The 14686-nt window shown below is 45.1% G+C and carries 16 protein-coding genes; 10 read left to right on the top strand and 6 right to left on the bottom strand.

Annotated features, from left to right (window positions below):
- Window positions 1–8 precede the first annotated feature (8 nt).
- From rsxG to AC6R00_RS20090, 5 genes are all read left to right on the top strand, one after another.
- Entirely contained in the window at window positions 9–644 is a 636-nt protein-coding gene (gene rsxG / locus AC6R00_RS20110) for an electron transport complex subunit RsxG (protein ID WP_500641682.1), read from the top strand.
- Window positions 637–1329 carry an electron transport complex subunit E gene (locus AC6R00_RS20105; RefSeq protein ID WP_004743382.1) on the top strand — a complete coding sequence of 231 codons (693 nt, stop codon included), beginning with the start codon at window positions 637–639 and terminating at the stop codon, window positions 1327–1329. Before rsxG ends, AC6R00_RS20105 begins: the two co-directional genes overlap by 8 nt.
- A 50-nt stretch (window positions 1330–1379) precedes the next feature.
- Window positions 1380–2021 carry an endonuclease III gene (nth, locus tag AC6R00_RS20100; protein ID WP_004743383.1) on the top strand — a complete coding sequence of 214 codons (642 nt, stop codon included), beginning with the start codon at window positions 1380–1382 and terminating at the stop codon, window positions 2019–2021.
- A gap of 12 nt (window positions 2022–2033) precedes the next feature.
- Window positions 2034–2450 carry a lactoylglutathione lyase gene (gene gloA / locus AC6R00_RS20095; protein WP_500641681.1) on the top strand — a complete coding sequence of 139 codons (417 nt, stop codon included), beginning with the start codon at window positions 2034–2036 and terminating at the stop codon, window positions 2448–2450.
- A 118-nt stretch (window positions 2451–2568) separates the two neighbouring features.
- The gene (locus AC6R00_RS20090) at window positions 2569–3006 is read left to right on the top strand and encodes a DUF2753 domain-containing protein (RefSeq protein ID WP_500641680.1); all 438 of its coding nucleotides are present in this window, start codon (window positions 2569–2571) and stop codon (window positions 3004–3006) included.
- A gap of 58 nt (window positions 3007–3064) precedes the next feature.
- Here AC6R00_RS20090 and motY read toward each other — a convergent pair whose 3' ends face one another.
- Window positions 3065–3916, bottom strand: coding sequence for a flagellar protein MotY (motY, locus tag AC6R00_RS20085; RefSeq protein ID WP_500642214.1), 852 nt, complete (start codon window positions 3914–3916; stop codon window positions 3065–3067).
- A gap of 228 nt (window positions 3917–4144) precedes the next feature.
- On the opposite strand from motY, the gene rnt reads away from it, so the two are divergent.
- Complete coding sequence (rnt, locus tag AC6R00_RS20080) at window positions 4145–4807, top strand: ribonuclease T (protein ID WP_004743387.1); 663 nt, start codon at window positions 4145–4147, stop codon at window positions 4805–4807.
- A gap of 26 nt (window positions 4808–4833) precedes the next feature.
- Entirely contained in the window at window positions 4834–6159 is a 1326-nt protein-coding gene (locus AC6R00_RS20075) for a Na+/H+ antiporter NhaC family protein (RefSeq protein ID WP_494504609.1), read from the top strand.
- Window positions 6160–6244: 85 nt separating this feature from the next.
- Here the strand turns inward: AC6R00_RS20075 and bamC are convergent, their stop codons facing one another.
- Window positions 6245–7267 (bottom strand): outer membrane protein assembly factor BamC, encoded by a 1023-nt coding sequence (bamC, locus tag AC6R00_RS20070; RefSeq protein ID WP_500641679.1) that lies wholly within the window; start codon window positions 7265–7267, stop codon window positions 6245–6247.
- A 58-nt stretch (window positions 7268–7325) separates the two neighbouring features.
- Window positions 7326–8204 carry a 4-hydroxy-tetrahydrodipicolinate synthase gene (gene dapA / locus AC6R00_RS20065; protein ID WP_494504607.1) on the bottom strand — a complete coding sequence of 293 codons (879 nt, stop codon included), beginning with the start codon at window positions 8202–8204 and terminating at the stop codon, window positions 7326–7328.
- A gap of 299 nt (window positions 8205–8503) precedes the next feature.
- Between dapA and AC6R00_RS20060 the strand changes: the two genes are divergently transcribed.
- Both AC6R00_RS20060 and bcp read left to right on the top strand, forming a co-directional pair.
- On the top strand, window positions 8504–9046 hold the full coding sequence (locus tag AC6R00_RS20060) for an ACT domain-containing protein (RefSeq protein WP_494504606.1): 543 nt from the start codon (window positions 8504–8506) through the stop codon (window positions 9044–9046).
- Between the two features lie 12 nt (window positions 9047–9058).
- Complete coding sequence (gene bcp / locus AC6R00_RS20055; protein ID WP_494504605.1) at window positions 9059–9529, top strand: thioredoxin-dependent thiol peroxidase; 471 nt, start codon at window positions 9059–9061, stop codon at window positions 9527–9529.
- 68 nt (window positions 9530–9597) lie between these two features.
- Here the strand turns inward: bcp and AC6R00_RS20050 are convergent, their stop codons facing one another.
- The 3 genes from AC6R00_RS20050 to AC6R00_RS20040 all read right to left on the bottom strand — a co-directional run bounded on the left by AC6R00_RS20050 (window position 9598) and on the right by AC6R00_RS20040 (window position 12984).
- Window positions 9598–11469: a methyl-accepting chemotaxis protein gene (locus tag AC6R00_RS20050; RefSeq protein WP_494504604.1), complete on the bottom strand. Its 1872-nt coding sequence runs from the start codon at window positions 11467–11469 to the stop codon at window positions 9598–9600.
- A gap of 207 nt (window positions 11470–11676) precedes the next feature.
- On the bottom strand, window positions 11677–12741 hold the full coding sequence (locus AC6R00_RS20045; RefSeq protein ID WP_004747045.1) for an AI-2E family transporter: 1065 nt from the start codon (window positions 12739–12741) through the stop codon (window positions 11677–11679).
- Window positions 12742–12984 (bottom strand): sulfurtransferase TusA family protein, encoded by a 243-nt coding sequence (locus tag AC6R00_RS20040; RefSeq protein ID WP_425665995.1) that lies wholly within the window; start codon window positions 12982–12984, stop codon window positions 12742–12744.
- 245 nt (window positions 12985–13229) lie between these two features.
- Here AC6R00_RS20040 and bepA point away from each other — a divergent pair, with 245 nt between their 5' ends.
- Window positions 13230–14684, top strand: a complete 1455-nt coding sequence (gene bepA / locus AC6R00_RS20035) for a beta-barrel assembly-enhancing protease (RefSeq protein WP_425666860.1) — start codon at window positions 13230–13232, stop codon at window positions 14682–14684.
- Window positions 14685–14686 lie beyond the last annotated feature (2 nt).

The raw sequence follows: 14686 nt of genomic DNA, 5'->3' as shown, positions 1-14686 counted from the left end.
GTTTCATCATGTTAAATGCGATTAGAAAAAATGGTGTGGTTCTAGCGGTGTTTGCCTGTGCTTCGACCGGTGTAGTAGCGCTGACCAACTATTTAACTAAAGATCAGATTCAGCTGCAGGAACAAAAGCAGCTGCTTTCGGTGCTCAATCAAGTGATTCCTCACGAAATGCACGATAACGATCTTTATCAAGCTTGTACCTTAGTCAGTGACCCGGCACTTGGCGCAGACTCGCCGATGCCTGTCTATATGGCAACCATCAATAATGAACCATCGGCCTTAGCCATCGAAGCCATTGCACCGGACGGCTATAATGGTGCTATCAAAATTATTGTCGGTATCCAACAAGACGGAACCATTACCGGTACGCGGGTCTTAAGCCATAAAGAAACACCGGGGTTAGGTGATAAGATAGATTTACGTATCACCGACTGGATCCTCGGTTTTGCAGGTAAAACTGTCAGCGAAGACAATCTATCCGATTGGAAAGTGCGTAAAGATGGTGGTCAGTTTGATCAATTCACAGGGGCGACGATTACTCCTCGCGCTGTGGTGAAAGCGGTTAAAAATACCGTTGAGTACGTTAATACCCATCGTGAACAAATATTGGCACAACCACTAAATTGTGGAGGCAACAATGAGTGAGCATAAGACCTTAATTAAGAACGGCATGTGGGACAACAACCCTGCTCTAGTTCAATTACTAGGCTTGTGTCCATTACTTGCTGTTTCATCGACCGTGACCAATGCACTTGGGTTGGGAATTGCTACCCTACTCGTTCTGGTCGGTTCAAATGTGACCGTTTCATTGGTGCGTGACTATGTACCGAAAGAAGTACGTATCCCTGTATTCGTAATGATCATCGCAGCCCTAGTAACTTGCGTTCAATTGTTGATGAATGCCTACGCGTACGGCCTGTACCTTTCTCTGGGTATTTTTATTCCTTTGATCGTAACTAACTGTATCATCATTGGTCGCGCCGAAGCCTTTGCGTCAAAGAACGACCTACTTCCTGCTGCACAAGACGGCTTTTGGATGGGGCTCGGAATGACCAGCGTACTGGTCGTCTTAGGGGCAATGCGTGAAGTTATTGGTAACGGAACGTTATTTGACGGTGCAGACCTGCTACTCGGTGAATGGGCAACCTCATTACGAATCGAGGTGTTTCAGTTCGACAATAGCTTCCTGCTCGCCCTGCTTCCACCAGGTGCTTTCATCGGCGTCGGATTGCTCATTGCCGCGAAAAATGTCATAGATAAACAGTTAGAAGCTCGCCAACCGAAACAACAAAAACAAGCCATTGAGCGAGCTCGGGTGACCAATCAATAACAACAGTTTGAGCGTATCGCATCAAACGGAGCACTGGAAAGCAGCCTCAAATGAACAAAGATAAACGACGATTAATACTGGAGCGACTGAGGGAAAATAACCCTAACCCTCAAACCGAATTAAATTGGAGTACACCTTTCGAACTACTGATTGCAGTACTTCTCTCAGCTCAAGCTACTGACGTAAGCGTGAACAAAGCGACAGACAAGCTTTACCCTGTCGCTAACACCCCGCAAGGTCTTTTTGATTTAGGGGTTGATGGCGTAAAAGAGTATATTAAAACTATTGGCCTGTTTAACTCAAAAGCTGAAAACGTCATTAAGACCTGTAAGATCATACTCGAACAGCACAATGGCGAAGTCCCTGAAAACCGTGAAGCTCTCGAAGCGTTACCCGGCGTTGGGCGTAAAACAGCAAACGTAGTGCTAAATACTGCCTTTGGGTGGCCAACTATAGCTGTGGATACGCATATTTATCGCGTTTCAAATCGTACTAAGTTTGCAATGGGTAAGAATGTCGACCAAGTAGAAGAGAAACTACTTAAGGTCGTGCCTAAAGAATTTAAGTTAGATGTACACCACTGGCTAATCCTACATGGTCGCTATACGTGTGTTGCGCGTAAACCGCGCTGTGGTAGCTGCATCATTGAAGACCTTTGCGAATACAAAGAAAAAGTTTATCCAGAAAATTAGGAGAGCACGACAATGTCAAATGGACGTATCCTGCACACCATGCTTCGCGTCGGTGATCTAGACAAATCAATTCAATTTTATACTGACGTGATGGGCATGCAGCTACTTCGTACCAACGAAAATAAAGAGTATGAATATACTCTAGCTTTCCTTGGCTATGGCGATGAGTCTCAAGGTGCAGTCATTGAGCTAACGTATAACTGGGGTACAAAAGAGTATGACTTAGGCAGTGCCTTTGGTCATATCGCTATTGGTGTTGATGATATCTACACAACATGCGACGCAATCAAAGCGGTAGGTGGTAATGTGACTCGTGAGCCAGGCCCAGTTAAAGGCGGCACAACTCATATTGCGTTCGTCAAAGACCCTGATGGCTACATGCTAGAACTCATCCAAAACAAGCAAGCATCCGCGGGCTTAGAAGGTTAATTATTACTTCAGGCGATGTTTTAAATGGGACAGTATCACACTGTCCTATTTTTTTAGCTTTACTTGATAATAATTATCATTTAATCTCAAGCCTATTCGCGGTTAGGAGATTAGAACAATGGGCATCCAAGAGTGGGAGAAACATACCTTACTAGCAGACATGGCAATGAACGATGAAGATCACCTAAGAGGTATTCTTCATTATCAGCAAGCGCTTACGTTAAGTGAACGTATTGGAGACACCGAAGAGATCGATGTCGAAGATCGTCTGATGATTTCTGTAATTTCTTGCCACAATATGGCGATGTTTTGGCGTAACGTCGGTGATGTAAAGTATGAGCTAAAATATCTCCAACTCGCTTCTGAGAAAGTCTTAACTCTAGTACCACAATGTCCAAATACAGACTGCGACGCGTTAATCGACTCTATGGGCTGCTGTAAGAAGGCTCTGATTGAGTTTATGAAAAGACATCCCAATCCCAAGATTGCCCAGTTGGTACAAGATATCGATACCGCGACCAACTGTAACCTCATTGCTAAATTCCGTTTGAACTAATACCAATCGAAATAAAAAAGGCCAGATACTATCTGGCCTTTCTGATATACGATAGAAATTAAATTTGCGTTCTACCAAGCGAAATAACCACACGTCGGTTTTTATCTCTGCCAATTGGTGAAGCATTGTCATCGATAGGACGTCGACGACCATAGCCTTGGACCTGAATTCGGTCGTCAGGTAGACCAAGAGATTTAAAGTACTCTTCTAGGACGTCAGCGCGGCGCTCAGAAAGACTTTGACTGACACTTTTACCATCTTCCGCATCGGTATAGGTCGACACCAATACCAAATCGATGTCTTGATTATGCCTAATGTACTCGGCAATTTGTGCCAATCGTTTCTGTGACTGTTTATTGAGTTCGACACTAGTACGATCATAGTGAAGAATTGTAAAGGCAATGTCTTCAAAGCTGTATGGAAGCAGGTTGGCAACACAGTCGCTAAACACATTATACGATTGTTGGAACAGCACTGAAGAAAGTGCGACTTCTACACGTTGATCACGACTTCGCCACTCTTGATAGCTGAACGTTGGATAACGACCTTTCTCCAACTCACCCAAAATGTTCCAAGCGGTTTGACCACCGACATAGCCATCAAACTGTTGGAAGAAGCGGATGGTGGTCAATCTATCAGCACTGTCGCCAGGTCTCCAAGCGGGTGGCATGGAGATCAAGCTTACATCGCGAGTCTGTCCCATTGGGCGCTTCATCTTAAGCTCAAAATCGAGGTTGATTTTTTTGCTCGCATACGACGAAAAAACCGCATCGCCATAATTCGGAATAGGATGAACAAGACGACATTCTAGTGGCGTATTGGCAACCATTTGCCACATGGACTGCTGAGGTTTGGCCACATAGTGTTTCTCCAACGCTAACGCATTGGGAGTAAACGCTGTTATTGCCATTGCAATACTAGGAGCCAACCACTTCTTCATAGAATACTTCATCTCTTAACTCTATTTGGGCCGCTATTTTTGCCACCCGATTACCTTCACAAATATCAATGCAAAAATCCCGCCAACTGATTTGTATAGGACAAATTACCAATGATTCATTTTCAATCAGCATTAACGGTTTTTCTCGCTTAAAGAATCTGCAATAATGCCTGCCCTGTCACATAATTTTAAGCACACATGACTATTGAAAACGAAGCATTGACGCTAAAAAAACGATTTCGCGGCTACTTTCCTGTCGTTATTGACGTAGAAACTGCCGGGTTCAACGCTAAGACCGATGCGCTACTCGAAATCTGCGCCGTTACTTTAAAAATGGACGAAAACGGCGATCTTGTCCCTGCCTCAACCATTCACTTTCATGTCGAGCCATTTGAAGGCGCTAACTTAGAAAAAGAAGCTCTCGAATTTAACGGTATTCGAGACCCGTTTAGCCCACTTCGTGGCGCAGTGACAGAATCTGAAGCTCTCAAAGAGATTTATAAGTTGGTGCGCAAAGAGCAAAAAGCCGCAGATTGTAGCCGTGCAATTATGGTAGCTCACAATGCAAATTTCGATCACAGCTTCGTGATGGAAGCGAGCGAGCGTAGCAAGCTTAAACGCGTCCCTTTTCATCCCTTCGCAACGTTTGATACTGCAACGTTAAGTGGTTTGGCCTATGGTCAAACAGTACTGGCTAAAGCATGCAAGACCGCTGGGATGGAGTTTGACAATAAAGAAGCCCACTCTGCTCTATATGATACCCAAAAAACGGCAGAGCTCTTCTGCGGTATCGTCAACAAATGGAAAGCCCTAGGTGGTTGGCCGTTGATTGATGCTACTGAAGAAGAAATAAAAGAATAAATGTAAACACAACACACGAGTAAATTATGAACCCTGTTGTCATTTCTGTATGTGTCATGCTTGCCTTAGCACTGATGCGCGTTAATGTCGTCGTTGCACTGACATTTAGCGCCATTGTAGGTGGTTTGGTTTCTGGCATGGAACTTAATGAAGCGGTTGCTGCCTTCGAAAGCGGGCTTGGAGGCGGTGCGACTATCGCACTTAGCTACGCCATGCTTGGTACTTTCGCTGTTGCTATCTCCCGTTCTGGAATTACCGACCTTTTAGCAAATAGCGTTATCAAACGTATCCACGGCAAAGAGAATGCGTCAGCTTCAACTGGCCTAAAATACGCTGTGCTGATTGCTTTAGTGTTAGTCACTATGTCATCGCAAAACGTAATTCCTGTCCACATTGCCTTTATCCCGATCCTCATTCCGCCTCTGTTAGGCGTGTTTGCCAAGCTTAACCTAGACCGACGTATGATCGCCTGTGTGCTTACCTTCGGTTTGGTGACACCTTATATGGTTCTACCTATTGGTTTCGGTGGTATTTTCTTAAACAACATTCTGCTAAAAAACCTGCACGAGAACGGTCTGGAAAATGTTGTCGCTAGCCAAGTGCCAGTCGCAATGCTACTTCCTGCGGCTGGAATGATTTTTGGTCTGCTTACGGCGATTTTCTTTAGCTACCGTAAGCCTCGACAGTACCAAGAAACGGAATTGACTCATGTTGAAGAGAACCCTAAATCAATCAACAAGAAAAACATTCTTGTAGCTGCGGCAGGTATCGTCGCTGCATTGAGCGTACAGCTTTCTACTGGCTCTATGATCATCGGTGGTCTAGCTGGCTTTATGGTATTTACTTTTGGTGGTGTTATTGCATGGAAAGAAACGCACGACGTCTTCACTAAAGGTGTTCACATGATGGCGATGATTGGCTTCATTATGATCGCAGCAGCAGGTTTTGCCGCGGTAATGAAGCAGACGGGTGGCGTTGAGTCGCTAGTTGAAGCGCTATCAACAAGCATTGGTGATAACAAACCGTTAGCTGCCCTGTTAATGCTGGTAGTTGGCTTATTAGTGACTATGGGTATTGGATCATCATTTTCAACCATTCCAATCCTAGCAACCATCTATGTGCCTTTAGCGGCTGCATTTGGCTTCTCACCAATGGCAACTATCGCGTTAGTCGGCACAGCGGCGGCGCTTGGTGATGCTGGCTCTCCGGCTTCAGATTCAACGTTAGGTCCGACATCAGGTCTAAACGCTGATGGCCAACACGAACATATTTGGGAAACTGTAGTACCGACCTTTATCCACTACAATATCCCATTGATCGTATTTGGCTGGATTGCAGCTATGGTGCTGTAGCTAATCTTTGCCACCTTATGGCACATAAATATAAAAAAAGCTGACATCATGTCAGCTTTTTTTTGTAGGTTCTATCAGCTCGTTACTACTCTGCTTGTTCAGCAACTGCTGCAATAACAGGCACCATATCTTGTAGTAACGCCTCTTCTACCGGCTTACCCGCCGAGTCAGTGACGTTAATTGAAGTACGGTTACCAAGGTCACCAAGTAGGAAAGTATAAGTTCCCGATGCTAGTCCCATTGGTTTCACGCCAATTTCAGTCCAAAACTCGTCATCAGGCGTCGCATACTTCGCTTTCACAGTACCTTGAGACTGATTACGCTCTTCAATAGTAAAGCCCATCTCTGGAAGTAGCGTTGGCAGACGTAACCAAAGTACATTGTATGGTGTACGAGCAATAATAACTGGGAAGCCACTGCGGTCAGAGCCCATAGAGATAGGGATCTGCTTCACTAACTCTTGCGCTTTACGCGCCGCTTCTTCACGAAGATCTTGGTCATAGCGTGCAGTCACTAAGTTCGTCATCAACGCGTTATAACGCTCTTTGTTGGTCGCGGTAACAGGCACCTGTTTACCACCTTCACGCCAATCGATCAGGGAAATCTTGAAACCATGACGGCCACCAACCAAGATACGTTCGATTGCATAACGTGAACCTACTTCAACCTCTTCGTCTTCTTCAGTCCATGTCACCCAATCGGTTTCTAGCCGCGTGTCTGTCTGCTCACGAACTGCTATGCCCTGCTCTTGAAGCATCTTCAAGGCAGTTTGCCAAACTTTATTAAGCTCATCTTCACGAAGTAGCCAAAGCGTTGTTTCACCTTGTTTGCGTTCAGCACGCGCGCCTGGGATTAGCTCTAGAATTTGCTGAGGAGAACGAATATCAACCTCTTTACCAATTCCTCCCGTGAAGTTACCTTGAGGAATATCGTAGTTGGTGTAGAACTGAGGCGTAGCACCATCGGCTAGCTGCCACTCTTTTAAAGGTGGCGTGTTCAAATATTCGAAGTCATCCTTTGCCTGACGACGCTGCGCTGCGCTGCCTGAGCAAGCACTTAAAACAAAAACAGCTAGTGAACTGACGACTAGCTGGTGAGACAATTTCATTGAAACTCCTGATACATACATGCCGAAGTGGTTTCACTCCGGCAATCCATCTTTAAATTTAGTAAATGCAAGCTTCCGTCATTGCTTGTGCCACAATTGGGCGGGCATTTTCAGACAGCTCTGTCAGCGGTAAACGCAGACCACCGTGTTCAATTAGACCTAGTTTATGCGCGGCCCACTTCACTGGAATTGGGCTTGACTCTACGAATAGGTTTTTATGCAGCGGCATTAAACGTTGGTTGATGATTTCTGCTTCTTCATACTTGCCTTCACTCGCAAGTCTGAACATTTTCGCCATATCTTCAGCGGCAATATTGTTGGTAACAGAGATAACACCATTACCCCCTTGCTTAACAAATTCTAGGCCTGAAGAGTCATCGCCACTTAGTAAGATAAAATCTTCGCCACAAAGTTCACGATGAATTGCAATTCTGCTTAAATCACCTGTCGCGTCTTTAAGTGCAACAATGCTTTCAATCTCAGCAAGACGCGCAACCGTTTCTGGCAGTAAGTCTACCGCAGTTCGACCTGGTACGTTGTACAGAATTTGTGGTACATCGCTCTCTTCTGCGATCGCTTTGTAATGCTGGAACAAACCTTCTTGAGTCGGTTTGTTGTAGTAAGGAGTCACGCTTAAACAACCTGCGATGCCAGAGTTGTTTAATAGACGGCTGAAAGTCACCGACTCATGAGTCGCATTTGCTCCTGTTCCTGCAATAACAGGAATACGGCCTTCTGCAAACTCAACCGTCTTCATTACCACCTTGACATGCTCTTCAATCGTCAGCGTCGCCGATTCACCAGTGGTACCCACTGCAACGATGCCATCACTGCCCGCTGCTACATGGTACTCCACCAGTTTCTTCAGGCTCACGTAGTCTACTTCGCCATCATGATTAAACGGTGTAATTAACGCTACTATACTTCCTGAAAACATGTCTTTCTCCCTAATTTAGATACTAATCGCATGGTACTGTAAGGCGATTGATGAAGACAAGCACTTAAAGCCGCTTAAATCACCTAAATGAATGAATATTTATCAGATGTTAGAACTTTGGCAACTTACTCCTTTCATTTCAGCCCGTGTCAGTATCAAGTTAGGAATTAACCGAGTGCGACGAGTTAGACTAAAATACGTTCAAAGCTAGATAGAAAAGCGCACAGAGGCCATTTTTCTGCCAAACAACTGTGCTAAGCTATCTCATTAATAAACCTAACTTTGATAGAAGTGACCCTATGACTCAACATCTGGTGATTACTGCGGTAGGAACAGATCGCCCAGGCGTATGCAATCAAGTTGTACACCTGGTCACTCAGTCTGGATGCAATATTGTTGACAGTCGTATCGCCCTATTTGGCAATGAATTTACCCTTATCATGTTACTCACGGGCAACAACGCGGCAGTGACTCGCGTTGAAACCACTTTGCCACTGCTTGGTCAAGAGCATGATCTGATCACCATTATGAAGCGTACTTCTACTCACGCTCATCTTGATAATACCTACACCTTAGAGGTGTTTGTCGAGTCAGATGACAAGCCGGGGCTGACCGAAAAGTTCACCAATTTTTTCGCCGAGAAGAACATTGGGCTTTCGTCACTCAGTGCGCAAACCATTGATAAAGAAAAAATCAACTCTGAAAACGATCAGTTCCATATCGCGATTACTGCGACAGTAGACTCTGGTTGTAATCTTATGCAACTGCAAGAGGATTTCGATACTCTTTGTCAAAAGCTAAGCGTACAAGGCTCACTAAATTTCTTAAAAAACAGCCAATAAAAAGGAATCTCAATGAACACGCTCACAGCCGGTGCACCAGCGCCAGCCTTCTCTTTACTTGACCAAAATGGCGAAACCGTCTCTCTAGGTGATTTCAAAGGTAAAAAAGTACTGTTTTACTTTTACCCTAAAGCCATGACGCCTGGGTGTACCGTTCAAGCGCAGGGCCTACGCGATGTGAAAGCAGAGCTTGATGCTCACAATGTTGTCGTTTTAGGTGTTAGTATCGACCCAGTTAAACGCTTGGGTAAGTTTATTGAGCGCGATGAACTTAACTTCACTCTTTTGTCTGATGAAGACCATGCGGTTGCTGACCAGTTTGGCGTTTGGGGCGAAAAGAAGTTTATGGGTAAGGTTTACGATGGTCTGCACCGTATTAGCTTCCTGATCAACGAAGAAGGCGTGATTGAGCATGTCTTCAATAAGTTCAAGACAAAAACACACCATGAAGTAGTACTAGATTACTTGAACGACAATAAGTAACTAGCTTTCCCTAATAAAAACGCCAGCATTATCGCTGGCGTTTTTATTTATTGGGAGCAACAGGCTTACTAAACAATAAACTTGTTTAGGATGGCATCTTGCTCACGAACATTTTCAGTTTGAACCTGCATAGCCATGTTCGCTTCTTCTGCTGAATCCGCGACTTGAGTAGACAGATCTTTAATCTTCACTGTATTGCTGTTGATCTCTTCAGCTACCAAGCTCTGCTCTTCAGCTGCAGATGCGATCTGCATGTTCATATCACTGATGCGTTGAATCGCTTCGCGAATGCGCTGCAATGCACCATCGGCCGCTTGTGCTTTGTCTACCGCATCAACAGCAGTGTTTTTACTTTCATTCATCGCTGCTGATACCGAGCTAGCACCTGCTTGAAGCTGTTCGATCATGCTACGAATTTCTGTCGTTGATTCTTGAGTACGCTGCGCCAGAGTACGGACTTCATCTGCTACTACCGCAAATCCGCGTCCTGATTCGCCGGCACGCGCAGCCTCAATCGCCGCATTCAGTGCCAATAGGTTAGTCTGGTCAGCAATATCATTGATAACTTTTAAGATAGTCTCAATGTTGGCTGTTGCTGATTCAAGGCCTTGAACCTCTTCGACAGCTTGATCAATACGTGAAGAGAGCATATCAATCGAGTTAGTCGTATCACTCACTACCGATGAACCGTCTTGAGTCGCATCATCCGCCTCTTTCGCCGCTGCAGCTGCTCCTTGCGCATTATTTGCTACTTCGGTCGCCGTTACCGCCATCTCGTTCATCGCGGTCGCTAATTGCTCTAGCTCTTCAAGTTGACTACGCATTGCGCCAGCAGAATGCTGCGCGCCGACGACGGTCATCTCAGTGCCACGTAGGATTTCTGCACCAATCGCTTTCGATTGTTGAATCTGTTTCTGCAAGGTTTCAGTAAAGGTGTTAAATCCTTCCGCTAACTGGGCAAACTCTTGGTCAGTATTGGTATCCAGACGCTTAGTTAGATCGCCTTGACCTGATGCCACATCCTGGATCGCATCGTTTAGAGTCGCAAGGGGCTTCATCAGTGCTTTGATTAGGAAGCTTAGGACGACCACGCTGAGTATCACACCAATTACTACGTATAGGATTGAGCTGTTGCGCATATCAGCAACGGCAGCAAAAGCGATGTCTTCGTCAACAACAGCACCGATGTACCAGTTTTCTGAAGGAACTTTGGTAAAGTGAACAAGTAAGCGCTGACCATCTTGTTCAAACCTCTGGTTGCCTTCCTGAACTTTCGCTTGCGGCAAGTATTTGGTTAGGTTTTCACCATTGTTTTCCGCTTGTGGGTGAGCAATCGTCGTACCGTCTGCCGTTACAATGAATAGGTAGCCGGCATCAAGGAGATTCACGCTGTTGACAAGATCAGCCAAACCACCTAATTCCATATCGTAGAACATACCTGCCATAAACTGACCATTCTCTTTCACTGGCGTACCAATAGAAATGATCACTTTCTTGGAAGAGACATCTACATATGGGTCAGTAACAACTAACTTACCCTGTGCTTTCGCATCTTTAAACCAAGGGCGTACACGAGGGTCATAGTCAGGACCAGCTTCCCAACCATCATCATTTTCGACAACGAAGCCATCTGCCTCGTAGCCAAAGCCCACTGCGAGGAAACTTCCCTTTAGCTCTGGTTTTTCAAGAATCTGTTTCACAAGTTGTCGATTCTGAGGATCGAGCTCAAGAACTTCTGTCGTAGATTGAGCGAGAGATTTTTTACTCTCCATCTCTGATACGACTGTATTTTTCACCCCTTTAACCATCTCTGTGAGACTAGTATCGACGAGCGCTTCGACTTCCTGCTTTACCGTGCTTAGCTGTTGAATCGACAACAGGGTTACGGTTACCAGCAATAGCGCTGATGAAGCCGCAACGATTTTTTGGCTAAATTTCATATTTTCCCTCAATTAGTCAGCAAGCTTTTTGTTATTGTAATTAGTATAGTTATCGTCCCGGATAACGTTTACTTAAGAAATTTCTTACAATTCACTGCTTAAGTAAATTCTATTACTGTTCAAAATGCCAACTAGAGCACAAATAAAAAGCCCTAAAGCAGAAACTTTAGGGCTTTTTATGTAATCGTTTGCACTTGCCGAGACTATCTATGTCGGGACTTCATCATCATGACTTGGCAAAGCATTCCATACTGCTTTAACCAAAGTGGCGAGTGGAATCGCGAAGAACACCCCCCAGAAACCCCATAAACCACCGAATACAAGAACCGCCACAATAATCGCGACAGGGTGTAGGTTTACCGCTTCGGAGAATAAAACCGGAACCAAAACGTTACCATCAAGGGCCTGAATGATGCCGTAAGCAATCAGCAACCAATAAAACTGTGGCGTTAAGCCCCATTGGAACAGACCAACAATTGCGACAGGTACCGTTACCGCCGCTGCACCAATATAAGGGATCAGTACAGAGAAGCCGACCGCCACAGCCAGTAGCACTGAATAACGAAGGTCAAGGATGGCAAAGGTGACGTAACTGACACCACCGACGATGAGAATCTCCATTACCTTACCGCGAATATAGTTGGAGATTTGCTCGTTCATTTCATCCCAAACTTTAGTTGCCAAACGACGGTTGCGCGGTAAAACACCACTGGTCATATCCAACATTTCGTCTTTATCTTTGAGTAAGAAAAAGACTAAAAGTGGAACTAAAATCAAATAAACCGCCAAGGTGGCCAAGCTTACCAGTGACGCAAGTGAGCCCTTCACAACAGTCTCGCCCATCACAATCACTTGGTTTTTGGCGTTTGTGACAAGTGACTCTACGATTTGAAAGTTTTCTAGTTCTGGGTAACGGTGTGGCAACTCGGCGATAAAGGCTTGCAACCCGCCGTACATGGTTGGGATATCATTGATTAAGTTACCAACCTGCTCCCAGATCGTCGGCACCAAACCGAAAATGGCGACTAGCATTAGGCTACTAAAGCCGAGGATAACAAGAATAACCGCCAGTGTTCTTGGAATACCTAAGCGAGAAAGCTGCACCACAGGCCACTCAAGCAGATAAGCAAGCACGATTGCCACTAGCAACGGTGCAATCAAATTGCCGAAGAAGTAGATCGTAATAAAGCCGAAAAGAAGAATCGCAACAAGACTTACGGCGTGTGGATCAGAAAAACGTCGCTTATACCAGCGACTTACCATTTCAAACATTCAACATACTTCCTTTGGTTTTGTAGCTCGACTGACTTGCATTCGATAATAACCATCCTTCTCTTCACAGATTAGTTCAAATAAGTGTTTTTGAAGATACTGAGTAATATCTGCGAAAGAACTGGAATCAGAAACCAACAATAGAATTTGCTCTCCGGCAACCAAATCTTTTGTGTGACGCTTAGCAAGTAACAGTGCCATAGGGCAACGTTCTTGGCGTAAATCCAAAATATTCGGTTCCATTCTTTCGCTCGATGCTTATTATTACGGGTAGGTATTGTATAGTGTTTTTTTGCAGGCGTCAGTGCAAATAGTTGCGGCAAGCTCACGACTGTTAACTAATGGTGAATGAATGTTTTCACATTCACCGAATGAATCACTTATCGAATTGGAAACCATCTCTGCGATATGGTGTCCAAGCGTATACCCGTCTTGTTAAGATAAGCTTAGCAAGGATGAAAAAATCAACGGAGTATTACCTGTCCAATATGTTTAAACATACGCGCTCACTCGTTTGTCTTTGTCTCGCCACCGCATTAAGCACTCCGGCTCCAGCACTTGCAGACAACCTCAATCTTCCCGATATCGGCACGGCAGCTAGCGGCACTTTGACTATCGCTCAAGAGTTGCAGTACGGTGATGCTTATATGCGTATGCTTCGTAACAGTTCACCGATCATTAATGACCCGGTACTGAATGAATATATTGATAGTTTAGGTCATCGCCTTGTCGCCAATGCGTCTGATGTGAAAACTCCGTTTACCTTCTTTATGATTCGCGACCGAAATATCAACGCATTTGCATTTTTCGGTGGTTATGTCGCGCTTCATTCTGGCCTGTTTCTTTATGCCCAAAGTGAAAGTGAACTTGCTTCTGTTGTTGCGCACGAAATCGCTCACGTTACCCAGCGCCACTTAGCACGAAGCATGGAAGAACAAGCGAGACGTTCACCAGCGACATTGGCCGCTTTAGCTGGTTCTTTGTTACTCGCGATTGCTTCACCGCAAGCAGGTATGGCAGCAATAACCGCAACCACTGCGGGTAATATGCAAGGTCAAATCAACTATACTCGCAGCAACGAAAAAGAAGCAGACCGATTTGGTATTAGCACTATGGCGAAAGCAGGCTTTGATGTAAACGCAATGCCGAGATTTTTTGGCCGCCTAGCCGATGAGTTCCGCTACGCGAGTAAGCCACCGCCAATGCTGCTGACTCACCCGCTACCTGAAGATCGTATTACCGACAGCCGTGCCCGCGCGCAAAACTACCCCGCTCGTCGAGTTGACCCTTCGTTAAACTACCACCTTGCTCGCGCTCGCGTGGTTGCTCGCTATACGGGTATCGAAGGCAAAGCAGCCCTAGATTGGATGAATCGAAAAGAGAAAAGAGCACCAGAGAACATCAAACCTTCTCTTCAATATGGCAAAGCCTTGGTTTACTTAGACAGTAATCAACTTGAAGAAGCGCACACCATATTACAAAGCCTATTAAAGCTTGATGCTTACAACCGTTTTTATTTGGACGCGATGTCTGATCTCTATATCGCGATGAAACAACCCGAAAAAGCCGAGCAGATGCTGAAGCGCTCTTTAAAATCGGCACCTAACAATGCGGTACTGACGATCAATTACGCTAACGTTTTGATGGAGCAAGATAAAAACGAAGAAGCGATAAAAGTGCTGCAGCGTTATACCCATGATAATCCAAAAGATGTGAATGGCTGGCACTTACTGTCTGAAGCCAATATTCACCTAGGTGTCAGTGACGAAGACTTAGCCGCACGCGCTGAAATTCTCGCGCTAAAAGCAAATTGGAACAAGGCAATTCAGTATTACACCCAGGCTAGCCAAATCGCTGAGCTGGGAAGCTTGAAGCAAGCAAGATATGATGCCCGAATTGACCAACTGATGGTTCAAAGGGATCGTTTCTTAGCTTTACAATAATA

This window comes from Vibrio sp. R10-SF1-ISO8 (assembly GCF_059833805.1).
This window is presented reverse-complemented; position numbering and strand designations above follow the sequence as displayed.